This is a genomic window from Shouchella tritolerans, from assembly GCF_025770735.1.
In the GTDB taxonomy this organism is placed as follows: domain Bacteria; phylum Bacillota; class Bacilli; order Bacillales; family Bacillaceae_D; genus Shouchella; species Shouchella tritolerans.
Genome location: NZ_JAODPB010000004.1, coordinates 140,032 through 163,937 on the forward strand (window position 1 = coordinate 140,032; position 23,906 = coordinate 163,937).

Consider the following 23,906-nt stretch of genomic DNA (forward strand, 5'->3'; position numbering starts at 1 on the left):
ACTTTAGCTTATGTCAAATGAAGAAAAGCCTGGCTCGACGACGTCATACGTAATTTGCTCACTATCGTCATTGCGCAATTCAATAATGCAGTCAAAGTCTTCAAGCTCGTACTCCGACTCACGGATAAAAATGTCAGGGTGTTCAACCACTTTTACCGCAGGAAGCCGCATGATGTCGTCAACAAGCATACGGTGCTTTTCAGTGGCCCTCATCGTTGACACAATGCCGTCAATAATAAAAATGTTGTCCCCATCCATTTCATCTTCAGCCAACTGGCTCCGCACAGTCTGCCTAAGAAGCGTCGAAGAAATAAAGCTCCAGCGCTTGTTCGCACAGACGCTTGCTGCTACTACCGATTCGGTTTTGCCGACTCTCGGCATGCCGCGAATGCCGATTAAATAATGGCCTTCTTTTTTCATTAATTCAGCCATAAAATCAACTAATAGCCCTAGCTCTCTGCGAATAAACTTAAATGTTTTTTTCTCCGTGGCATTTCGCTCGATATAGCGACCATGACGAATCGCCAATCGGTCTCTAACTCGGGGCTCGCGGAACTTTGTAACTGTTACGTTGCCAATTGTATGTAAGATGGCTTTAAACCTTTTTACGCTGTCATCGTCAGAAGTGCGCAAAAGCATGCCTCTTCTCGTGTCGTCAATGCCGTTAATTGTGACAATATTAATGGACAGCATGCCAAGAAGAGAAGAAATATCCCCGAGAATCCCCGGGCGGTTTTCGTGGAGCTGGTACTCAAAATACCATTCTTTCACCGCGGCACTTCCTTTCTTAAGTGTGAAAAATGGACCAAATCAGCTATTCTTCTTGGGTCTATGATATAGGATACACTACTAAAAGGAAAGTATTTTCCTATGTAAAATTGCAAATTTCCGCAAATCGCCAAACAAACCGCCGTTTTTTGTAAAAAAACTGCCTGTTCACATATCGCGAACAGGCAGGGGCGCCTTACTGTTGTTCTACCAATTTTACCATCATATTAGCGATAGCATGCTGTTCTTTCTCATCAGCGACTTTCCAAAGGTCGGCAAGAACACGCTCTTGTTCGTTTTTCGGCTCAACTTGCCCAGCCAAATATTCGCCAACTTGGTAAGCAAGGTCACTTACGACATGTTCATTCATGCCCTCTTTTTTTGCTTGGTCAAGACGCCCTCCTAAAAAATCTTTCCATTGTTCCCAGTTGTCAAGTACTGACATGTGAATCCCTCCTTTAGAATTTAAAAAGATTCACACTTAGTATGCCGGATTCACTTGCCTTTATGCGCTGACTTAACAGTACCAGCCGCCATTGACAGAAAGAATTTGCCCATGTATGTAAGACGCTTTATCGCTAGCCAAAAAGGCAATCGCCTCTGCGACTTCCTCAGCTGTCCCAAGCCTACCGTACGGAATGTCTTCAGCAAGCAGACGAAGATCAGCCTCGCTGTAGCCTCTAAGCATGTTTGTATCGATCGCTCCAGGAGCAACCGCATTAATGCGTATGCCGCTCATGGCCGTTTCTTTTGCCATGCTTTTAACAAACCCATTTAAACCGCTTTTTGCTGCAGCATAGATGCTTTCCATGCTTGCTCCTGTGAGCCCCCAAATGGATGATGTGAGCACGATCACGCCATCGCGTTTTCTAAGCATTTCCGGCAAAAAGGACCGTACTAGTTTGATCGGGCTAAGCAAATGCACATGCATTTGTGCCTCAAGCATATCGTCGCCAACGTCTTGCAAGAGCGCAGGTGCAGCGGTGCCAGCACAATCGACAAACACATCAGGCACGGCAGGTAGTTGCTTTGCAAGTGCGGCAGCACCGTCCGCTCTAGACAAATCGGCTTTGATGGCAACGCAAGGACAAGGAACGGCTGCCGCTAAGGCGTTGGCTGCCTCGATGTTTTCCGAGTAGTGGATATAAAGCTCAGACGCCTCTTGTGCAAAGACCGCTGCCGTTGCTTGCCCGATTCCTCCAGTTGCCCCTGTTATTAAAATGCGCTTCATGACATGTCTTCGTCTTTGACTGTCGCCACCGTCCGGTACTCGCTCTTAAAATGGTGATGGAGCACTGTTTCCAAATCAGATGCTTCTAACGATTCAAGCATCGGCACGACATCAAATAAATTCATGCCATTAAACGCATAGCGTGTAAATTCATTGGCAATATTTTCAGGCGAGTTCAAGGAACGAAGAAAAGCGCCAATTTTTTTCTTAATGGCCCGATCCGCTTCGTCTTTCGCTAGTGGACGCTGCTTGAATGCCGCAATGGTCTCGATTATTTTTTCTTTTAGCTCCTCTGGCTTTGTACTGTCTCCGCCGATAATCGAAAAACCGAACCCATATTCTGCAGTATAGTCAAACGCAAACGTCTCATTGATGATCCCTGCCTCATACATGGCCTCGTATGCCTCGGAACTTGGGCCGAACATAAGATCGAGCAAAACATTTAACGACAGTTCGTATTTTAGCAGTTCTTCCCCTTGGCGCGTTGGGTTTGACTCTTTAAAACCAACAAATACCTTTGGTGTATGGACAGGCATAGCGACAACATGTTCAGCTCTGTCGACTGGCGTTCCTTCAGGCTTCACGTGACGCTCAATCGGTTTTGGTTCGGCAAATTCCTTTTTGCTTTGGTTCGCCCGGACGAGTTTCATCATTTCATTTACGTCCACCGAACCGACAATAAACAGCAACATGTTGCTAGGGTGGTAGAACGTCTCATAGCATGTGTACAAGTCCTCTTTCGTAATTTTGCTAATTGACGGGATCGTCCCAGCAATGTCAATTTTGACAGGGTGGGATGAATACATGTTTTCAATCGTCCCAAAGTATGCGCGCCAATCAGGATCATCATCATACATCGTAATTTCTTGGCCAATAATGCCTTTTTCTTTTTCCACTGTTTCATCAGTAAAGTAAGGGTGCTGAACAAAATCAAGCAAAGTTTCAACATTTTGATTGACGTTGGATGTGCTAGAAAATAAATAAGCTGTGCGAGTAAAGCTTGTAAATGCGTTCGCTTGTGCCCCTTGTTTGCCAAATGTATGGAAAACATCGCCTTCTTCGCTTTCAAACATTTTATGCTCTAGAAAGTGGGCAATGCCGTCTGGGACTTTGACTGGCTCTGTTTGTCCAAGAGGGACAAAATGATTATCAATCGAACCGTATTTGGTTGTAAAAGTGGCAAACGTTTTGTGGAATCCTGGTTTTGGAAGAATGTAAACATCAAGCCCGTTATCAAGTTGCTCATAATAAAGCGTCTCTTCTAGCTGTTTAAATTCAAGCGGCTTCATTACTCACTCTCCCCTTTCAAAAAGTAAATCGTGTCCAATTCCCATTTGTTGGCTGCATTGACAATGTCTGTTTTGCTGACTTTCTTTAACGCTTCAATCCGTTCGCCAATTGGATAAGTTGTTCCTGCAACCATTTCATGGTAAGACAGTTCGACAAATCCTCTTGGTGTATCAATCGCTTCAAGCATTTGGTTGATGAGCATCGCTTTTGTCTGTTCAATCGTTTCCTCGTCAAACTCCCCTGTTTTCATGGCCTCTGCCTGTTCCTTAATAATGGCAACCGCACGTTCGAATTTATTAAATTCAATCCCAGCCATTACCATTAGCACGCCTTTATGACTTTCCAGGCGAGATGCGGCATAATAGGCAAGACTTTCTTTTTCGCGGACATTTCGAAACAACTTTGACGACGGGAATCCGCCAAAAATGCCATTGGCGACTTGCATCGCCTCGTAATCTTCATCGCCAAACGTTGTATGTGTACGAAAGCCAATATGCAATTTGCCTTGTTTGACTTTTTGTTTTTCAGTCACGAGTTTTTCGGTTATGTGAACCGGGCTCTTGGCTGCTGCTTGCACTTCCGCTTTTGGATGGCGTTTTTGTGTGAATAGCTCTTCGATGTAGTTAGTCAACTCTTTTTCGTCGTAGGTACCAATGATATAAAGGTCGAAACGGTCTTCGGCGACCATGCGTTCGTACGCTTGATAAATCGCCTGCTCATCGAGTGTATCAAGGTCGCTAATGCGTCCATAAGCTGGAAGGGCGAACGCTTCATCTTTGAACATTTCCTCTGTGATCCGAACGTTGGCATAACGCATTTTATCATCATAAATCGTAGCAATCCGCTGGGACAAGGCGCGTTTTTCTTGCTCAACAATCGCTTTAGTGAAAGACCCATCTTCCAGCCTTGGTTCAAAGACAACTTCTTTAAAAAGGGAGAGCGCTTCTTTCAACAATGGCTGTTGACCTGTTAAAAACCGTTCACTGGCTATTTCCATGCGAAAGCTTAGTACGTGCTGCTCGCCTTTTTTTTGAACGTCGCCCGTTAAAATCGCTCCATACATATCATCAAGTTTTCGCCTAAGCTGTTTGCGATTGCTATAGTTTTTTGTGCCACTTTGCAAAATAGAAGGTATAAGTGCTCTTGCTGTTAGTGTACGTTCATTCAATGGCGCTTTCGCCATTAATAAAAATGTAACAGTTTTAAATTTGTCCGTTTTCCAATAATGGATATTCATTCCTGCCCGCTGCGACGAGCTCACTTGTAAATCAACCATTTGCCCACTTCCTTTACAAACTAAAATTTGTCGTTCACATCCTTCTCGCATGCTGCAATGAGCTCATCGCCTTTGCGCGAAGTAAGGAGGACGATGCAACAGCGGCCTTCTTAGTGTGCCAACAAAGGCGGCAAATCATCCGCAACGGCTAAAAACCGCCGGTGGTGGCGGTTTTTAACTTATTTGCTTTTTCTTACAACATTAAACTTAAATTTGTCAGAACGAAAATAATTGACAGAGTGGAGCACCGCTTGATCATGGTGATCATAATGGGTTTGTCTTAAAAGAAGAAGCGCCGTTTCCGGAGTGCACTCCAGCACTTCCGTTACATGCTCATGGTAGCCGATCGGCTCAATCGAGGCAAGCGCATACGCAATTGGTCGGCCTGCCTCTTCTAAAAAATGAAAGATCGACTTCATTTCATGAATAGAGCGGTTGCCGACTAAATCTGCCGGAAGCTGGTCAAGACAATAAACGACAGGCATGCCGTCTGCTGTCCGTACACGCTCAAGTTGCAGCAGTTCAAACGATTCCGGTCGATTAAAACGCGCTCTGTCTTCCTCTGCCGAGACTTCGATCGTTGACGACAAATAAATCGTGCCTGGCGTCATATTTGCTGACGCAATCATGTTGGTTACACTTTGCAGCTCTTCGATTCCCGCTGAAAACAGCGGCTTTGAAGGCACAAATGTGCCTACGCCGTAGCGCCTTACGACAAGTCCATCTTCTTCTAGCAGGCGCAGCGCTTCCCGCAATGTCTCTTTGCTCACACCTAGCTGCTTGGCAAGCTCATATTCAGATGGGAGCTTACTCCCCTCACTATAGTGGCTGATTTCTTCCTTTAACTGATCGATCACTTGTATATAAAGCGGCCGATGATCCGCCTTCATCACCGATTCCATCCTCTCTATCGCAACCCTTTCTTTCTAGTTTATGAAGTTGCCTCTTCATCATTACGGCTGATCAGTACTTCCCTAGGCTTACTGCCTTCATATGGGCCGACAACGCCTCTTGCTTCCATTTCATCAATAATGCGCGCTGCCCGTGTATAGCCGACGCGAAAGCGGCGCTGGATCATCGACACGGATGCAGTACCAACTTCCACGACTAAGTCAACAGCGTCGTTGTATAATTCATCTTCAGGCGCGCTGTTCGTTGCCTGATCAACCGAAGGCGTCATTTCTTCTACATATTGGGCTTTTTGCTGAGAAATGACATATTCAACAACTCTTTCAACTTCCTGATCCGATAAAAATGCCCCTTGTATACGCGTCGGCTTGGTTGCGCCCATTGGCAAATAGAGCATATCCCCGCGGCCTAGTAGCTTTTCGGCCCCGCCAGAGTCCAAAATTGTCCGCGAATCGGTTTGCGACGAAACGCCGAAAGCAATCCGCGATGGGATGTTTGCCTTAATGACGCCAGTAATCACGTCTACTGACGGCCGCTGCGTAGCAATAATCATATGAATGCCCGCTGCTCGTGCCATTTGCGCAAGGCGAGCGATTGAATCTTCGACATCGCCAGACGCCACCATCATTAAGTCGGCGAGCTCGTCCACAATGACGACAATATAGGGCAACAATGGCTGCTTGCCTTCTTCCGTTTCATTGTGGCGGCGAATATAGTCATTATAGCCTTCGATATTGCGTGTGCCAGTATGAGAAAATAAGTCATAGCGTCGTTCCATTTCAGCGACAACTTTTTTTAGTGCTTGAGACGCTTTTTTCGGTTCTGTGACAACGGGTGTCAACAAATGGGGAATGCCGTTGTACACGTTTAACTCGACCATTTTTGGATCAATCATCATCAGCTTCACTTCATGGGGTTTTGCTTTCATTAAAATACTTGTAATGATGCCGTTAATGCAGACACTTTTGCCACTGCCTGTTGCCCCTGCGACAAGCAAATGGGGCATTTTATTTAGCGGCGCCAGCACAGGTTCCCCTGAAATGTCGCGGCCAAGTCCAACGGAAAGTACTTCATGTTGTCGTGAAGAAGCCCCTTCAAGCACTTCCTTTAAAGAAACAATGGCAATTTCCTGATTGGGAACTTCAATGCCGACAGCTGATTTCCCCGGGATTGGTGCTTCAATGCGAATGTCTTTTGCAGCAAGTGCCAAAGCAAGGTCATCTGCCAAGTTGACAATTTTGCTTACTTTTACGCCAATGCTCGGATTGACTTCATACTTTGTGACGGCTGGACCTAAATGAACTTTGGACACTCGCACGTTCACGCCGAAGCTGGCGAGTGTTTTTTCCAATTTGCGTGCATTCGAGGTCAACTGTTGCTTTTCCTGCTTTTGTTCTGGCTTATCAGGCGTCAGCAACAAATCGAGACTTGGCAATGTATAGGATTCATTCGCTTGTTCCATCTGCACCAAGCCAGCCGACATCAGGGCTCCATCCCCATCTGTGTCGCCAGCCTCGACCACTTCGCTAGCGTCTTCTTTTTTTCCTTGCTTAACAGGGTGGACCGTTTGTTCTTCAGGCTTAGCTTGTGCATTTTGCGTAAAATCGACGATTTCTGGCTCGGTCTGTTTATCCCATGGTTCGAGCTCCTGTTCTTCTACTTCCTCGTTTACTTGCTGTTTTTTCTTCTGGCGCACTTTCTTTTGTTGGCGTTCCTCATTCATTTTCACTTTTGCCTGTTTCCGCCAAGAAGCAAAGTCTTGCCATGCTGCTTTCACAAAATCAGTCACAAACAAATACGTGCGCCGGTACGCTTTTCCGACCATTTCTCCAAAGGAGCGACCGGAAATTAAAATAGCGCCAATCATAATGAGGATAAAGCAGAACAAATATGTACCCGCGTTGGCAAACAAAAAGTGGCTTACTGCATAGCCAACTGCCCCAACCATACCGCCGCCGAGATCGACTGACTGGCCAGACGTCATTTCCTCCCAATAAAGGTTCCACGTGCCCCGCAAAACCGATTCATCGTTAACGTTGCCAGTTAGCTGAAGTTCACGGAATAAGCTGATATGCGCCAAAATCGCCATCGAAATCACGATTGTGTACAATCCAGCTAAACGCCTTCCCCACAAGGCTGGTTTTTTCCGTTTAATCATGATGTACAATGCGCTTACAAAAAAACCAAGCGCCAAAACGACAAACCATTCTCCTAAGAAGAAACGAAATAAACGGACAAATGCTTCCCCTACGCTCCCTAATCGGGCCAGCGTTACAAGAGCCACTACGAGTAGGCCTAATCCTACAAGTTCAAAAGTCAGCTGGGACTTCCACTGGTTTTTTTTGCGTTTCTTGCGTTTTGCCATGGAGTCACCCTCTAGAAAATCATACTCGAACAAGCAGCCTAAACGCGAGGCTGCTTAAAATCGACTGTTGTTATTATATCATACCATGTTTCAGGCGCCCACCACTACAGCGATTCCGTTTTTTAACGGTTTTTTATGGAATCCATCTTGCTGAAAGCAATGAGCCCGGAGCGTATTCAGGTTTTAAAAAGGCATTTGGATCACTCGAAAGGAGGCGGATGACTCGAAAGCTGCCATCGTCAATCCGTTCAACGACAAGCTGACCAGCATCACAGTCAATCAGTTGTTGACTTTGGTAAACTGTATCTTCTTCTGGAAAAAGAAGTTCATAAGGAGTCGTCGTGTACAAAATCATTGGATAACCTCCCCGTCTGCCTTCTGTTCCTCAATCATTTCATTCAGCTTTCTAATCGCTTGGCCAATGCCGCCCACTTCATTGATAAGCCCATATTCGACCGCATCTGTGCCAATCACATTCGTGCCAATATCCCGGGTGAGATTGCCCTTTGAAAACATTAATTCTTTAAACTTTTCTTCCGATATTTGCGAATGGGACGTGACAAATCGAATGACGCGGTCTTGCATTTTATCTAAATACTCAAATGTTTGCGGTACGCCAATGACGAGGCCAGTCAGGCGTACAGGATGGATCGTCATCGTCGCTGTTTCAGCAATAAACGAATAGCTTGCCGCTGTAGCAATCGGCACGCCGATGGAATGCCCACCGCCAAGCACAAGTGTAACGGTTGGTTTTGAAATCGAAGCGATCATTTCCGAAAGGGCCAACCCCGCTTCAACATCGCCGCCTACTGTGTTTAAAATAATTAACAACCCTTCAATTTTCGGATTCTGTTCGACGGCCACTAACTGTGGAATCATATGCTCATATTTTGTCGTTTTGTTTTGCGGGGGCAGTTGCATATGTCCTTCAATTTGACCAACGACCGTCATACAATGGATGTTGGAAGCGCCCATATCCGGTACATTCGATTGCCCGAGCTGCTGGATTTTTTCGACAAGCGTGCTTTTCTCTTCTTGTTTCTCTTTCGGCTCTTCTGGAGCAGGTTGCTCTTCATTTTCCATCTTGTCCACACCCCTTCTCTTTACATAAAAGTAGTATGGGGCGAAGCATTCATTATTATGTGTTGCCGCTCTAAGAAAGCCTGAGCCCCATTCAAGGAGGGGCTCAGGCTTTTAGCATATTCATCCATATAAACGCTTTTTTCAACAAACTTACGGCTACACTTCCATAATGATCGGCAAGATCATTGGCCGCCTTTTTGTTTTTTCAAACAAGTAGCGGCTTAAGCCTTCACGAATGTTGCTTTTTAAGCTTGACCATTCATTGACATTTTCTGTCACGCATTTTTGCAAAATGGAGGTCACAAGCTCATTTGATTTTTCGAGAAGCTCTTCTGATTCTCGCACATAGACGAATCCCCGAGAAATAATATTCGGTCCAGATACAATCGTGTTTGTCTTTTTGTTCAATGTGACAACCACGACTAAAATGCCATCTTTAGAAAGCAAGCGGCGATCGCGCAAGACAATGTTGCCGACATCGCCGACACCAAGTCCGTCAATTAGCACATGGCCCGATGGCACTTTTGGCCCGCGCCGTGCTTGTTGTTTTGTGAATTCAATGACTTCCCCTTTTTCGACTATATAAATCCGTTCTTTTTTCATGCCGACTTGCAAAGCCAATTGCCGGTGAGCATGCTGCATGCGGATTTCTCCGTGTATCGGCAAGAAAAACTTTGGTCGCATCAAATTCAGCATCAACTTTAGTTCTTCTTGTGAACCATGACCAGAGGCATGGACAGCTTGGTTGCCATAAATCACCTCAGCGCCGATCCGGTAAAGCTGGTCGATCACGGCGGATACGCTTGTCTCATTTCCAGGAATCGCTGTAGCAGCAATAATCACTGTGTCATTTGGCGTAATCGTAATATGGCGGTGCGCTCCTTTTGCCATCCGCGTTAGCGCTGACATCGGCTCCCCTTGGCTCCCTGTTGTCAAAATCGCCACTTTTTCTGGTTTATGCTTGTTCACTTCATCCATATCAATTAATAAATCTTTCGGTATTTTCAAGTAGCCAAGCTTTCCAGCGATGGAAATAACGCGCACCATGCTTTTGCCCACAACCGCAAGCTTTCGATTGGTAGCGGAAGCCGCTTGAATCACTTGCTGGATTCGATGGACATTTGAAGCAAACGAGGTGACAATAAGGCGCCCTTTTGTACGAGCGAACACGTCTTTTATGCCTTTGCCGGCCTCAGCTTCCGATTTTGTTGTCCCTGGCCGCTCTGCATTCGTGGAATCAGACATGAGGCAGAGCACACCTTTTTGGCCAATTGCTGCCATTTTTCCGATATCAGCATGCTTTCCATCGACTGGTGTTTGGTCAAACTTAAAATCACCTGTATGGACAATAGCGCCTTGGGCCGTTTCCACGCAGACACCAACGCAATCTGGAATGCTATGGCTGACACGAAAGAAAGATACTGGTGTATTTCCTAACTTAATGCGCGAGTTGGAATCGATTAAGCGCAGTTCTGCGTGCCTATGAATGCCTGCCTCTTTCAATTTCTCCTCAACGAGCCCTAACGTTAACTTTGTGGCATACACAGGTACGTTGATTTTCTTCAGCACATACGACAACCCGCCTATATGGTCTTCGTGTCCATGTGTCAAAATAATTCCCCGTACCCGTTCTTCGTTTTCCACTAAATAAGACACATCTGGAATAACGATGTCGACTCCAAGCATATCGTCATCAGGGAACATTAAACCCGCGTCAATGACAATGATATCCTCATCTACTTCAATGCCGTACATATTTTTGCCGATTTCGCCGACTCCGCCGAGGGCAAACACACGCACTTTTTCTGTTTCTTGCTTAGACAATGATTTTCCTCCTAGTTACAACGCTAGTCATACTTAACTGGTTGTTCTTGTAATCGTTTCAAATTCCGTTTAGTGCGTACTTCAGGCTTCATGGACGCCAATCTCGCACGACAAACAACACGCGGCTTCAAACATTCAACCATTCCCTGTTTAAAGCGACCGTGGCGCTTCTTGGAAACACACATTAACTGATTGAACATTTAGAGAACCGAGCTATCATTTTCCGATTTCGTTCCGTTCCAATGCCGATTTTTCTTTTTTAACAATGGCGGCTTCCATGACCACCTTTACCCGAACGCATCACTTGGAACTTAGTATACCTTAATTTTCAAGATAAAAACAAGGGGGATTTCATTGCCCACGTTCGCACACAGCTAAAAGCCCCTATTGCAGCCAGCTGCAACAGGGGCTTTAGACGATAGACAAACGCTCGCTTTCTTTATTGCTCACCTCATATGCTTAGAAACAGTTGTTCTAGTTGCATCTCACTCGGTTTCCCATCTCGGTATCAAGCGTTAGTAGCATTCAAATGAGGTTTATGGCGATTTGATTTTCGCCAGCGCCTGGTCAACCACCGCTTTTTCCTGATCGTTTACAGGTGCAAGAGGGGGTTTCACTTCGCCAACATCAATGCCGCTTTTGTTAAGTGCATATTTGACACACGCTGGATTTGGAGCTAGGAAAAGAGCTTGCATGACAGGCAGCAGCTTACGGTGCATCGTTGCCGCTTTTCCATTTTCCCCTGCCTGAAACGCGCCAATCATCGCTTGCATTTCCTTACCGATCAGATGGGAGGCAACAGAAACGATCCCATCGCCGCCAAGCGCTAAAATCGGTAGTGTCATGCTGTCGTCACCGCTATAAACAGCAAATGAGGCTGGCGTGTGCTCAATGATGGCAGCAATTTGTTCCAAATTGCCACTTGCTTCTTTAATCGCCACGATATTTTTGACATTCGCAAGGGCAATCGTTGTTTCCGCCTCGAGGTTGACTCCCGTCCTACCTGGAACGTTGTACAGCATAACTGGCAAGTTTGTCTCGTTGGCAATTTCCTTGAAATGGGAAAAAAGCCCTTGTTGCGACGGTTTATTGTAATACGGAGTGACAAGCATAACCCCATCGACACCTGTCTTTTCCGCCGCCTTTGTTAGCTCAACCGAAGCATGTGTATCATTGGAGCCTGTGCCAGCTACGACGGCCGCACGCCCATTGGCCTGTTTGACACAAAAAGCGAACAGCTCTAGTTTTTCTTCTTTGGACAGCAGCGGTGATTCTCCGGTTGTCCCGGCTACAATGAGGACGTCGGTTCCGTTTTCAATCAAATGCTCGATGAGCTGCTCTGTCTGCTTATAATCGATTGCGCCCGTTGATTGAAACGGCGTTACCATAGCTGTCCACACTGGGCCGTATTTTCCTGTTGGTTTCACATGCGCCCCCTCCGTTTATGGGAAATTACACAGTTGTCGCTTCACTGAGCTGAAACATTTTGTGCAGAGCATTCACTGCCTTTTTCATATCTTCATTTTTGACCAACACCCAAATCGTTGTATGGGAATCTGCCGATTGCAAAATTTGTACATTCTCGCCACTTAAGGCGCTGACAATTTTCGCAGCAACGCCAGGTACACCGCTCATTCCTGCTCCCACAGCGGACACTTTCGCGCACCCGCGTCGAAGCTCGGGCGTGTATCCAAGACGCTCAAGCACTTGTTTTGCTTTGTCTGCCGCCTCATCACTGACAGTATAGGTCACCCCACTCGGGCTAATGTTAATAAAGTCTACGCTAATCTTAGCTTGGGCCATAGACTTAAACACATTTTCCTGTAAGTCAAGCTGGCCTTCTTTTGCAGCAACTTTGATTTGCGTCACATTCGCCACATGGGCAATTCCTGTGATCATCCGTTCGTTTACATCCATTGAATGGGAAGCGCCAAGGGCAGTGACGAGCGTCCCCTCGTTGTCTGAGTATGTGGAGCGGATGCGGATCGGAATTTTCGCTTGCATGGCAATTTCCACCGCACGAGGGTGGATGACTTTTGCGCCTTGGTACGCCATGTTGCATATTTCATTGTAAGACATGGCTTCCAATGCTCTCGCGTCGCTAACAATCCGGGGATCAGCGGTCATAACTCCTTCTACATCGGTAAAAATGTCAACCCACTCCGCGTGAAGTGCTGCCCCTAGAGCCGTTGCCGATGTATCGCTGGCACCACGCCCGAGCGTCGTTACGTCGCCACTTTTCGACTGTCCTTGAAAACCGGCAACGACGACGACATCTTCTGTCTCTAGCTTTTTAAGCAAATACTCGCATTTCATTTCTTTAATTTTCGCATTGCCGAACTCCTCGTTTGTACGGAATCCTGCTTTCGCCCCGTTCATGGCCGTCGCTTGGACACCGTGTGCATTGAGGAGATCTGAGAACACAACCGCCGAAATCGTTTCTCCGCAAGAAACGAGCAAGTCTTGTTCCCGCTTCGTAATGCGGGATTTGCTAACGAGGCTAAGGAGCGTATCTGTTGCATAAGGATCGCCTTTTCTGCCCATCGCTGAGACAACAACGACAACTTTGTAGCCGTCATTAACTGCTTTTTGAACATGGCGCACCGCTTGCAGCCTCGATTCGTCCGTTTTTACAGATGTACCGCCAAATTTCTGGATAATGATTTTCATGTTTGATTCACTCACTTGTTCAATAGGTTCAGCTTGATGAGGCTTTCTGCGATTTGCACGGAATTCCAAGCTGCCCCTTTTAAAAGATTGTCAGACACAACCCAAGCATGGTAGCCATTGTCACGATCTAAGTCACGGCGCACTCTACCAACAAATACGTCGTTTTTGCCAACCGCATTCGTGACGAGGGGATAAAGCTGTTCTGCTGGGTTATCTTGGAGTGTGATACCTGGCGCTTCGCTTAGCAAAGCTTGGATTTCTTTTACGCTTGCTCCAGACTGCTCCGTTTCGAAGTAGACAGATTCTGAGTGGCCCGTTTCAATTGGCACTCGCACGCATGTAGCAGCCACTTCAAGTTCAGGCATATGCATGATCTTCTTCGTTTCATTGATCATTTTCATTTCTTCGAACGTATAGCCATTGTCTTGAAACACATCAATTTGCGGAATTGCGTTAAAAGCAATTTGGTAATGGTGTTTCTCTTTCGCGACCGGCAGCACTTCTGCTGTTGCTTCTTTCCCGTCCAAAATGGCCCGTGTTTGCTTTTCCATTTCCTCGACTGCTTCAAGCCCTGCACCTGAAACGGCTTGGTAGGTGGACACGATCACTTTCTTTAGTCCAAGCTTTTTGCGGATCGGCTCTAACGCGACTACCATTTGGATCGTGGAACAATTTGGATTGGCGATCACACCTTGGTGATTGTGCAAATCGCTTTCATTGACTTCAGGCACGACAAGGGGCACGTCAGCGTCCATGCGAAATGCACTCGTGTTGTCGACGCAAACAGCTCCGCGCTTAATCGCTTCAGGAACAAGCGCTTTTGACACTGATCCGCCTGCCGAGAAAAGGGCTAATTGTACACCTTGAAACGACTCAGGCGTCGCCTCTTCGACTGTATAAGATTGGCCTTTAAACGTTATTTGTTTTCCAGCCGAACGTTTCGATGAAAGGAGCTTTAGGCTCTTAATTGGAAAATCACGTTGTTCTAATGTTTTCAGTATTTGCTGGCCCACTGCGCCGGTTGCCCCGACGACAGCGACGTCAAAGTGTTGTTGTTCGTTCATGGTTTCGTATCCTCCCTCAAAGTTCAGCTATCTATCTCTTATCCTCTACTAAACTTTACGGGATTTCCCGACGATACGCAACTGTCCAAAGCCTATTTTTGTACAAGAACAGGCTGAAGTTGGTTGCCAAGCATGGCTGCTTCTGCTGCTGGAATTAGTTGATCCATATGGGCGACAAGGGAATTCGGCTTTTTTACATGGTCATCTTGGCCAAATGGAATAAAGTAAATATTTTTTGTCGCCATTAAGCGCATGATGTTGACGCCGTTCAATCCAAGGCCATCGTTTGTAGAAATTCCAAGCAAGACAGGCTTGCCGTTGCGCAATGTCGCTTTAGCCCCCATGAGTACTGGGCTGTCTGTCATCGCATTCGCAAATTTGGAAATCGAATTTCCTGTCATCGGGGCAATAATCATTAAATCGAGAGGGGTTTTCGGCCCAAAGGGCTCTGCTTTGACCATCGAATTGACAAATGGCTCAGAAGTTATCGTTTGCAGCCGTTTCATCCAATCCCCACTGTCGCCGAACTTGGTGTCTGTCGTCTCTACTGTATAGGTTAAAAAAGGGGTTACTTTCGCGCCGAGCTCAACCAAATTCTCAATTTGCGGATAAACAGCGTCAAATGTGCAATGTGAGCCAGTCAGGCCAAACCCTATATGTTTGCCTTTAAGCATCGCGCACGCTCCTTCATTATGATTGTGTTTGTTCATGAAGCAAATCACTTAAAACATTTGCTAAAATTTTGCCTGCTGTTTTCGGGGCGACCATGCCTGGAAGACCAGGAACAAGCATGGCTTTCAAGCCTCTTTTTTTGGCGTACGCAAAATCGACGCCACCAGGTTTTGACGCTAAGTCAAGGACAAAAGCATGTTGTGGTAATTCGGCGAGGACGTCAGACGTGACAATTCTGGCTGGAATGGTATTGATGACGAGATCGATGTTTTTTAACGTTTCTTTTAGTGCGGTAAGGGGAAAAGGCTCGACGCCAAGTTCGAAGGCACGGGCGAGCAATGCGGTATCCTTTGCACCGACAAAAACACTCGCACCAAGGGCATGGAATGTACGGGCAATGGTCATACCGATCCGGCCAAGGCCGAGCACCGCCACTTTCGCATGGTGGATCGTATGGTCTGTATGCTGGATCGCCAGCATGACTGCGCCTTCAGCCGTTGGAATCGAGTTGTAAATCGCCACATCATCGCGGTCCATTAATAAGACAATTTTGCACTTCGCTTTTGCTGCCAATTTTTCTAATCGGTCTGTAGAAATGCCCGTATAAATCGTACAATGGTCGGGCGTTTCATTTAAGTAAGCTGCTTTCAACTTTAATTGCTGGTTTGAGAAAACGCTGGCAATGAGGCCATCATTGGACATGCCGCCCACCGGCAACAAAATCGCATCCACTGTCGACCACTCGATATCAGGCAACTCTTGCTTGCTTGTGCCAATGAAGCCATCGTTTAACTGTTCAAAACCGACAAGGGAAACTTTTGCATCTAGTGCCGATAATTTGCGAATGATCTCAAGCTGGCGTGCGTCGCCGCCAATCATGACCACATGGGTTCCAGTGAGCATGCTGATCCTCCTTTTATGCGTTGCTTCTTTTAAAGCATATGACTAAGTGAACCAATCGGTGCAGGCACAAAAAAAAGCTTGCAAATGCAAGCTTTCAGACTGTAGGCAAACGACGACGTATGGAAGTGTTTTCTATCAGCCTCATTGAGGTGGTCGACTTTGGCGACCACCATTCTTAGGTTTCAATAATAATCATGTCTTGGCCGATTTTTTTGATTTGCTGCCAATAAACCGTCACTTCTTTGTCTTTGCGGTTAAATTGGTACCAGCGGCTCGTCGGCACAACAAAGGCGTGAATTTCCCCTGTGTGCTCATCAAACAGCACATCTGTCTGTCCTAAAACACCAAGACGTTCGCCTTTCTCAAAATCAATGATTTCTTTGTTAGCAATTTCACTTAGCCGCAAGCCCATCACCTCTTATTCCAATGTATGTACGTCGGAAAGAAAGTAGACTAGTTGCTGAAAATCGTTGGCGGCATTGTTTCGCTTGAAGAGACAAGCGAAACGGCCGGCGTCTCCCCAAGGAGCTGGCAAGCTAGATCATTGACCATCTCTAGACTGACAGCATTAATATCCGCGATCAACTCGTCTAATGTTTTATGTTCTTGCAAGAGCAATTCATTTTTGCCATTACGTGTCATGCGGCTGCTTGTGCTTTCAAGCCCAAGCATAATGCTGCCTTTGAGCTGCTCTTTGCCATTTTCCAACTCTTTTTTGCTAAGGCCTTCTGCACGCACCGCTTTCGTTACTTCAGCAAGAGCTTCCGTTAACTTTGGCAACTGTGCCATTTGCGTACCTGCATAAATCGTAAGCGTACCAATCTGTTCATACGAAGAATGATAAGAGAAAACAGAATAGCATAAGCCTTGTTCTTCGCGAATCGTTTGGAATAAACGGCTGGACATGCTGCCACCAAGGGCGTTGTTAAGCAAAATCAGCCCGAATGAACGGTTTGAACCAATTTCCAGGCCAGGGTAGGCTAAACATAGATGGGCTTGCTCGGAATCTTTCTGGCGATATTTCACCGTTGGTGAGAAAGTCGCTTTTGGCACAGCAAACGGTTCCGGTGCTCGTTTCACGCGGGAAAAGGTTTGTCTGATTTGCTCAAGCAGCGCATCGTCAAAATGGCCGCAAACCGACACGACTACCCGTTCCCCTGCGTAGAAACGTTTCATGTAAGCACTGATTTGCTGACGGCTAAATGTTTGGAGCGTGTCTTCTGTGCCAAGAATTGGGTTCGCCAGCGTGGAACGGCCAAATACAGCTTGGCTAAGCAAATCGTGGACAAGATCGTCTGGCGTGTCCTCCACCATTTTAATTTCTTCGAGCACCACTTTTTTCTCGCGCTCAATTTCTGTTTCATCCAATATAGAGTTAAAAAACATATCTTGTAGTACATCAAGGGCAAGTGTAGCATGCTCATCTAGGACTTTAGCGTAGTAGCATGTGTATTCTTTTGCCGTAAACGCATTGACCTGTCCGCCAATGCGGTCAAACGCTTCTGCAATTTGTTTGGCTGAACGCGTTTTTGTTCCTTTAAACAACATATGTTCAATAAAATGGGAAATGCCATTTTCCTCATTTGTTTCATTGCGGGAGCCTGTTTTTACCCAGATGCCAATGGCAACAGACCGAATGGTCTCGTTGGCCTCCGCAATAATCCGCACGCCGTTATCCAGCGTCTCTTTTTTAATCACGTTTTGTACCCCCATTGCTCTCAGCTGCCATTTTTGCGGCAATTCTTGTTTCATCCATTAAATCGCTAACAGTCCCGATCTGCAACTGTTTTTCTTGCATCCCTTGTATAATCGCTTCAAGCCCTTTTGACGACGATTCCGTAGGATGCATCAACAACATCGAGCCTGCCTGCATTTGATTGACAACCCGTTCAACCATAACAGATGGTTCAGGCTTTTTCCAGTCAATTGTATCAACTGTCCATAAAATGGTACGCATATCGTATGCAGCAGCTCGTTCAACCACCAATTGATTAAATTCACCGCTTGGGGGAGCGAACCATTTTGGTGTGACATCCAATGTTGCTTCAATCACTTCCGTCGTTTTTGTCAACTCTTCGTCAATTTCCGCCTCAGAGAGGGCATTCATGTGGGGGTGCGAGTAAGCATGGCTGCCAATCTCATGGCCTTCTTCTTTAATCATGACAGCAAGTTGTGGATTTTTTTTCACCCATGATCCATCTAGAAAAAACGTCGCTTTGACATCGTACTGCTGCATCACTTTTAACATATCAGGCAAATAATCATTGCCCCAGGCGACATTGATTAAAAAGCTAACCATCGGCTTTTCCTCATGACCTTTATACGTAGGAGCTGGTGGCAGATCCTCAAGATGGACACTCGGTTTTGTTTCTTTAAAGACGAGTTTCGACTGGTTGAAACTTCCAGACTCTTTCATTTTATTATAAGATTGTTCAATGTCGACCTCAAGCCCATTGTAACCTGGCAACGCTTTCCAGACTTTATCAATACGTGCGTTTGTTGCTGGAATCGCCACTTTTTCCGCATGCTCTTCAATTTGTTTTAACAGCTCATTCTCTTCCGTATCTACATCCTCCGTTGCGTTTGTTTTCAAGGTATCGATATACTGAAGCGAAAATGGATTTTGAATCGCCCCTATTGCCAGCACAACCATGACACCACACAAACAGAAGTGAAGCCATTTTTGTTTCATTGTGTCCCCTCCTGCTAGATACTTACTAGCATGTCTATGAGCAAAGGAAGAGGACTAGACGTTTGCCTATAAAAAAAGACTAGGAATTTTCCCCAGTCTTTGTTTCTTATTCGTTGGCTGTATCTTTTGCTTCTTTTTCCTGCTTTTCCCGTTGTTCTTTTAACAGGACTTTGCGAGACAAATTGACTCGTCCTTGATTGTCAATTTCAGTGACGCGTACGTCTACTTCATCACCAAGCTTGAAGACGTCTTCGACTTTGTTGATCCGTTCTTCAGCAATTTGTGAGATATGGAGCAAGCCATCTTTGCCTTTAAACAGTTCCACAAAGGCACCAAACTTTTCAATTCGTTTGACTTTCCCGTGGTACGTTTCACCGACTTGCACTTCTCGAACAAGATCTTCAATGATTTGTTTCGCTTTTTGGTTCATGGCGGTATCTAGGGAAGAAATGTAGACAGTGCCGTCTTGCTCAATGTCTATTTTCACGCCTGTTTCCTCAATGATTTTATTGATGACTTTGCCGCTTGGACCAATGACATCGCGAATTTTGTCAGGATTGATCGTTAGCGTCAGGATTTTTGGCGCGTACTCTGACAACTCGGTACGAGGTTTGTCAATGGCCTCCATCATGTTGCTTAAAATTTTCAGTCGTCCTTGTTTTGCTTGTTCAAGGGCTTGTTCGAGCACTTCGCGGTTAATGCCGGAAATTTTTATATCCATTTGCAGAGCTGTAACGCCATTCGCTGTACCAGCGACTTTAAAATCCATATCGCCAAGAGCGTCTTCCATGCCTTGGATATCAGTGAGCACCGTCATGTGCTCCCCTTGTTTGACAAGTCCCATCGCAATGCCGGCCACTGGCGCTTTAATTGGCACACCTGCGTCCATCATGGCTAACGTGCTTGCACAAATGCTCGCTTGTGAAGTTGATCCATTTGATTCCAACACTTCCGATACGAGCCGGATCGTATAAGGAAACTCTTGCTCACTTGGAATGACTTGCTCAAGCGCACGTTCACCAAGGGCTCCATGACCGATTTCCCGACGTCCAGGTGCGCGGATCGGACCGGTTTCCCCGACGCTAAACTGCGGGAAATTGTAGTGGTGCATAAACCGCTTCGTCTCTTCTATGCCCAAGCCATCTAGCACTTGCACATCACCAAGGGCACCAAGCGTACAGACACTAAGTGCTTGTGTTTGTCCTCTTGTAAATAGACCAGAGCCATGTGTACGCGGCAGCAGCTTGATTTGTGACGATAACGGGCGAATTTCATCAACGCCTCGCCCATCAGGACGGATTTTTTCAACTGTAATTAAGCGACGGACTTCTTCCTTCACGAACATTTGCAAAATCTCTTTTACTTCATCAACATCGACGCTGTCATCGTCTGAATATTGTTCCACTTGTTCAGCAATAATCTCATCGATGGCATCTTGACGTGCGTGTTTTTCCGCAATCCGAACCGCTTCTTTAATGCTAGCTTCGGCGCTTTCGCGCAAGCGCGCTTCCAATTCAGCGTCAAATGTTTTCAGCTGCACTTCACGTTTTTCTTTGCCGCAAACTTCAACGACTTTTTCTTGGAAAGCAATCATTTTTTTAATGTTCTCATGCCCGGCTAAAATCGCTTCTAACATCACGTCTTCTGGGACTTCTTTTGCACCAGCTTCCACCATATTGATTGCTTCTTTTGTTCCAGCAACAGTTAGGTCAATATCGCTCTCTGCAAGTTGAGCTGGTGTTGGGTTCATAATGAATTCGCCGTCAATTCTTCCAACAGTCACACCAGCAATCGGGCCCTCAAACGGAATGTCAGAAACACAAAGAGCCAGTGATGAACCGATCATTGCTGCCATTTCAGGAGATGCGTCTTGGTCAGAGCTCATCACAATGCTGATCACTTGGACATCGTTACGGAAACCCTCTGGAAATAGCGGTCGAATTGGACGGTCAATCAAACGGCTTGTTAAAATCGCCCTTTCGCTTGGACGCCCTTCCCGTTTAATAAACCCACCTGGAATTTTTCCCGCTGCATATAAACGTTCTTCATAATTGACCGTTAACGGAAAGAAAGGAAGGTCTTTCGGTTCTTTTGAAGCAGTAGCCGTTGATAGAACAGCTGTTTCGCCATAACGGACGAGAACCGCTCCGTTGGCTTGTTTGGCTAATTGACCGACTTCGACGCTTAATGTCCGTCCAGCCCAGTCAATTGAAAACTCATGACGTTCTTGATCCATGAATGTGTACTCCTCTCGTACAACTAAAATTCTTCTTTCTTATTATGACCGAATCAGAACAAGTTTAAAAGAGTGAAATTAGGGTTGTCTACATTTTTCTAAGCTTGTCTTCTGCTAATGGAAGGCATGAAGAAAAAAGCGGGAGATCATCCCCCGCTTTTTTGCAAAACTATCGACGCAAGCCAAGCTTGTCAACAAGGTTACGGTAACGCGTTACGTCTTTATTACGTAAATAAGTTAGCAAGTTGCGACGTTGACCGACCATTTTCAAAAGGCCACGACGAGAGTGGTGATCTTTTTTATGCGTGCGCAAGTGATCGTTCAAAGTGTTAATTTGCTCCGTAAGAATAGCGACTTGGACTTCTGGAGAACCAGTGTCTGTCTCATGCGTTTTAAATTCTGCAATCAATTCGTTTTTACGCTCTTGTGTCAATGCCATCAGAGCCACCTCCTTTTCCCTAAAACCCCAATTTCTGAGCAAACGGTGGTGAGTCGTTTTGCCAAGAAACGGGTGTCGTGTCCGCATGGGGATGCAGACACTTTCTATGATAGCTTGATTGATCTGGAAATGCAAGCGTTCATTTTAGCTTCTTTGCCTATAACCATGTTGCTTGAAAAACTGCACCGCCGTTGCGCGGTCACGGCCAAGCTGTGCTTTGATTTCGTCAATGCCGCTAAATTTTTGTTCCGAACGAATCCGTTCGTAAAACGCGACTTCTACCGTCTCCCCGTATATCTCCTTATTGAAGTCGAAAATGTTCACTTCCACGATTGGCTTTGCTAAATCATCGACAAATGTTGGTTTATAGCCAATGTTCGCCATTCCTTGGTATGTGTTGCCCCCATGTGTCAATGTGACAACATAGACACCTGTTTTCGGCACAATAAACCGCTCTTTTGCAACGATGTTTGCAGTCGGATAGCCAATTAGCCGTCCTCGTGCGTCCCCATGGACAACTGTTCCAGAGAAAACATACGGGTAGCCGAGGAGCCTGGCCGCTTCGCTGACATTTCCTTCCAACAGCTGTTTGCGAATACGCGTTGACGAAATCTTTTCTTGCTCATCGCTCACTTGTTCGACCGTTGTATGCGTAAAGCGTCCATTAGCATAACGGTCAATATCGTCCATCTTGCCTTCCCCTTTAACGCCGTATGTAAAGTCAAAGCCTGCCACCACATGCTTGACGTTTAAACCAATCACGAACCGCTCGATAAACGCTTGCGGCGTCAGTTTCGAAAACGCCTTAGTAAAATTGACAACGTAGACAACGTCGACCCCTAACGCCTTTAAGCGCGCCACTTTTGCTTGCAAAGGCGTCAAATAATCAATTGGCTGATCCGGTTTCCCAAGCACTTCTTTCGGATGGGGGTAAAACGTCATCACCGCAGACTGAATGCCCCGTTTTGCCGCTTCCGCTTTAGCGGTTTCGATGACCGCCTTGTGCCCTTTATGAACGCCGTCAAAATAGCCAAGAGCCATAGCTGTTGGCGCTGGGGCCTCTATGTGGCTAATCGAATCTAGATCTAGCTCCACTACCACCACTTTTCCCCCTTTACCGTTAAACATGACAAAATAACGTCTCTGGTTTAATAAGCCCAGCCTTTGTTGGATGTGCTTGATACAATGCCAAGCAATCTCCTTGTTCATTATAAAACAAAAAACGCCTGTCTCCAAAAGAAGCGCTTTTCTTCAGGACAGCCCCATTGCGTATTCGCTTTTCCAGCTCCTTATCGGCAATGACCCGTGGAAAATGTTGGAGAGCCGTATCAAGGGGGCGCAACTTATTCAGGCGCTCATCGAAATGCATTTCCGCAAATGCGGATAAAGGAATGGCATCTGCTTGTGTAAACGGGCCAGATGCTGTCCGTGTCAGCTTTGACATATGGGCAGGGTAGCCTGCTTTTTTGCCTATATCGACGGCAAGCGTACGGATGTAAGTACCTTTTGTACACGTGACAGAAAAGGCAAACGAAAAACAACCTGGCTTCGCAGTTGTTATTTCCGTCAATGTCAACGCTTTTATTTCCACTGTGCGCGTTGGCCGCTCGACTTCGAGGCCAGCTCTGGCGTATTCATACAAGCGTTTGCCGTTTACTTTTACAGCTGAATAATAAGGGGGTGTCTGCTCGATTTTGCCGATAAAGGCTTGCAGCAACGCCTCTATTTCCGTTCTCGTAAACGGTTTATCGACGCGTTTCTCTTCTATCACTTCACCATGTGCGTCTTCCGTAGTCGTCGCCACGCCGAATGTGACTTCCCCTATATACGTTTTATCGTAATCGGACATGTATTTAACCACTTTTGTCGCTTTGCCGATGCAGATCGGCAAAACGCCATCCACTTCGGGATCGAGCGTCCCTGTATGGCCGACTTTCCGTGTTTGAAACCATTTCCGCATTTGGTGGACACAATCGTGGGATGTCCATCCTTTCGGTTTGTCTAGCACCACAATCCCTGTTGGCTCCATCAACATCACTCCCTGTCGTACGAAAAAAAGAAAGGATAGCGTCAGTGCGCTACCCTCAGGACAGCGTCGTCTGCGCGCTCTCCTTTTGCAACTACTTGTTCGTATCGTTTTTGTTCAAATCGCGCAATAAGCTTTCAATTCGGTTGCCGTATTGGATCGATTCATCGAACGAAAAACTGAGCTCCGGTGTTTTCCGAAGGCGAATGCGCTTGCCCAATTCCGTTCGGATAAACCCCTTTGCCTTTTCAAGGCCAGCAAGGGTCGCTTTGCGTTCTTCATCATCACCGAGCACCGTAATAAAAGCCGTTGCTTGTTGTAAATCCCCTGTGACATCTACCCCGGTCACCGTGACAAAACGGACACGGGGGTCTTTAATGTCGCGAATAAGGATGTCACTCAATTCTTTTTTCATTTGTTCGCCGACGCGAACAGCACGGTTATTCGCCACAATCGAT

At 46.2% G+C, this 23,906-nt stretch carries 23 protein-coding genes; all 23 read right to left on the bottom strand.

The window, feature by feature from the left end; all coding sequences use genetic code 11:
* Positions 1 to 3: 3 nt before the first annotated feature.
* Positions 4 to 771, bottom strand: coding sequence for a DUF3388 domain-containing protein (locus tag N6H06_RS14840; protein WP_011247047.1), 768 nt, complete (start codon positions 769 to 771; stop codon positions 4 to 6).
* A gap of 193 nt (positions 772 to 964) precedes the next feature.
* Positions 965 to 1,213: a DUF3243 domain-containing protein gene (locus N6H06_RS14845; RefSeq protein ID WP_062750631.1), complete on the bottom strand. Its 249-nt coding sequence runs from the start codon at positions 1,211 to 1,213 to the stop codon at positions 965 to 967.
* A 72-nt stretch (positions 1,214 to 1,285) separates the two neighbouring features.
* A complete protein-coding gene (ymfI, locus tag N6H06_RS14850) occupies positions 1,286 to 1,999 on the bottom strand; it encodes an elongation factor P 5-aminopentanone reductase (protein ID WP_062750633.1) in 714 nt (237 codons plus the stop codon).
* A complete protein-coding gene (gene yfmH, locus N6H06_RS14855) occupies positions 1,996 to 3,288 on the bottom strand; it encodes an EF-P 5-aminopentanol modification-associated protein YfmH (RefSeq protein WP_212953790.1) in 1,293 nt (430 codons plus the stop codon). Before yfmH ends, ymfI begins: the two co-directional genes overlap by 4 nt.
* Positions 3,288 to 4,565 carry an EF-P 5-aminopentanol modification-associated protein YfmF gene (gene yfmF, locus N6H06_RS14860; protein ID WP_263707431.1) on the bottom strand — a complete coding sequence of 426 codons (1,278 nt, stop codon included), beginning with the start codon at positions 4,563 to 4,565 and terminating at the stop codon, positions 3,288 to 3,290. The genes yfmH and yfmF overlap by 1 nt, the downstream gene beginning before the upstream one ends.
* Positions 4,566 to 4,744: 179 nt before the next feature.
* The gene (locus tag N6H06_RS14865; protein WP_062750638.1) at positions 4,745 to 5,455 is read right to left on the bottom strand and encodes a GntR family transcriptional regulator; all 711 of its coding nucleotides are present in this window, start codon (positions 5,453 to 5,455) and stop codon (positions 4,745 to 4,747) included.
* Positions 5,456 to 5,496: 41 nt separating this feature from the next.
* Positions 5,497 to 7,839 carry an FtsK/SpoIIIE family DNA translocase gene (locus N6H06_RS14870; RefSeq protein ID WP_062750639.1) on the bottom strand — a complete coding sequence of 781 codons (2,343 nt, stop codon included), beginning with the start codon at positions 7,837 to 7,839 and terminating at the stop codon, positions 5,497 to 5,499.
* Between the two features lie 133 nt (positions 7,840 to 7,972).
* A complete protein-coding gene (locus N6H06_RS14875; protein ID WP_062750640.1) occupies positions 7,973 to 8,194 on the bottom strand; it encodes a YlzJ-like family protein in 222 nt (73 codons plus the stop codon).
* Positions 8,191 to 8,922, bottom strand: a complete 732-nt coding sequence (locus N6H06_RS14880; RefSeq protein WP_011247055.1) for a ClpP family protease — start codon at positions 8,920 to 8,922, stop codon at positions 8,191 to 8,193. Before N6H06_RS14880 ends, N6H06_RS14875 begins: the two co-directional genes overlap by 4 nt.
* 156 nt (positions 8,923 to 9,078) lie before the next feature.
* Entirely contained in the window at positions 9,079 to 10,746 is a 1,668-nt protein-coding gene (locus tag N6H06_RS14885) for a ribonuclease J (protein WP_062750641.1), read from the bottom strand.
* Positions 10,747 to 11,282: 536 nt separating this feature from the next.
* Positions 11,283 to 12,134 (bottom strand): 4-hydroxy-tetrahydrodipicolinate synthase, encoded by an 852-nt coding sequence (gene dapA / locus N6H06_RS14890; RefSeq protein ID WP_450103994.1) that lies wholly within the window; start codon positions 12,132 to 12,134, stop codon positions 11,283 to 11,285.
* Between the two features lie 64 nt (positions 12,135 to 12,198).
* The gene (dapG, locus tag N6H06_RS14895; protein ID WP_062750820.1) at positions 12,199 to 13,416 is read right to left on the bottom strand and encodes an aspartate kinase; all 1,218 of its coding nucleotides are present in this window, start codon (positions 13,414 to 13,416) and stop codon (positions 12,199 to 12,201) included.
* Positions 13,417 to 13,427: 11 nt separating this feature from the next.
* Positions 13,428 to 14,480: an aspartate-semialdehyde dehydrogenase gene (gene asd, locus N6H06_RS14900; RefSeq protein WP_263707433.1), complete on the bottom strand. Its 1,053-nt coding sequence runs from the start codon at positions 14,478 to 14,480 to the stop codon at positions 13,428 to 13,430.
* A 92-nt stretch (positions 14,481 to 14,572) separates the two neighbouring features.
* Positions 14,573 to 15,154 carry a dipicolinate synthase subunit B gene (gene dpaB, locus N6H06_RS14905; protein ID WP_062750643.1) on the bottom strand — a complete coding sequence of 194 codons (582 nt, stop codon included), beginning with the start codon at positions 15,152 to 15,154 and terminating at the stop codon, positions 14,573 to 14,575.
* Between the two features lie 16 nt (positions 15,155 to 15,170).
* Positions 15,171 to 16,055: a dipicolinic acid synthetase subunit A gene (gene dpaA / locus N6H06_RS14910; RefSeq protein ID WP_062750644.1), complete on the bottom strand. Its 885-nt coding sequence runs from the start codon at positions 16,053 to 16,055 to the stop codon at positions 15,171 to 15,173.
* 175 nt (positions 16,056 to 16,230) lie between these two features.
* The gene (locus tag N6H06_RS14915; protein WP_062750821.1) at positions 16,231 to 16,461 is read right to left on the bottom strand and encodes a YlmC/YmxH family sporulation protein; all 231 of its coding nucleotides are present in this window, start codon (positions 16,459 to 16,461) and stop codon (positions 16,231 to 16,233) included.
* 47 nt (positions 16,462 to 16,508) lie between these two features.
* Positions 16,509 to 17,753: a M16 family metallopeptidase gene (locus N6H06_RS14920; RefSeq protein ID WP_062750645.1), complete on the bottom strand. Its 1,245-nt coding sequence runs from the start codon at positions 17,751 to 17,753 to the stop codon at positions 16,509 to 16,511.
* Entirely contained in the window at positions 17,746 to 18,747 is a 1,002-nt protein-coding gene (locus tag N6H06_RS14925; RefSeq protein WP_062750646.1) for a polysaccharide deacetylase family protein, read from the bottom strand. Before N6H06_RS14925 ends, N6H06_RS14920 begins: the two co-directional genes overlap by 8 nt.
* Positions 18,748 to 18,853: 106 nt before the next feature.
* Positions 18,854 to 20,983 (bottom strand): polyribonucleotide nucleotidyltransferase, encoded by a 2,130-nt coding sequence (locus N6H06_RS14930; RefSeq protein WP_062750647.1) that lies wholly within the window; start codon positions 20,981 to 20,983, stop codon positions 18,854 to 18,856.
* Positions 20,984 to 21,152: 169 nt separating this feature from the next.
* Positions 21,153 to 21,422: a 30S ribosomal protein S15 gene (gene rpsO, locus N6H06_RS14935; protein WP_011247066.1), complete on the bottom strand. Its 270-nt coding sequence runs from the start codon at positions 21,420 to 21,422 to the stop codon at positions 21,153 to 21,155.
* Between the two features lie 144 nt (positions 21,423 to 21,566).
* On the bottom strand, positions 21,567 to 22,526 hold the full coding sequence (ribF, locus tag N6H06_RS14940) for a riboflavin biosynthesis protein RibF (RefSeq protein WP_062750648.1): 960 nt from the start codon (positions 22,524 to 22,526) through the stop codon (positions 21,567 to 21,569).
* Between the two features lie 16 nt (positions 22,527 to 22,542).
* Positions 22,543 to 23,451: a tRNA pseudouridine(55) synthase TruB gene (truB, locus tag N6H06_RS14945; RefSeq protein ID WP_062750649.1), complete on the bottom strand. Its 909-nt coding sequence runs from the start codon at positions 23,449 to 23,451 to the stop codon at positions 22,543 to 22,545.
* 91 nt (positions 23,452 to 23,542) lie between these two features.
* Positions 23,543 to 23,899: a 30S ribosome-binding factor RbfA gene (rbfA, locus tag N6H06_RS14950; RefSeq protein WP_062750650.1), complete on the bottom strand. Its 357-nt coding sequence runs from the start codon at positions 23,897 to 23,899 to the stop codon at positions 23,543 to 23,545.
* Positions 23,900 to 23,906 lie beyond the last annotated feature (7 nt).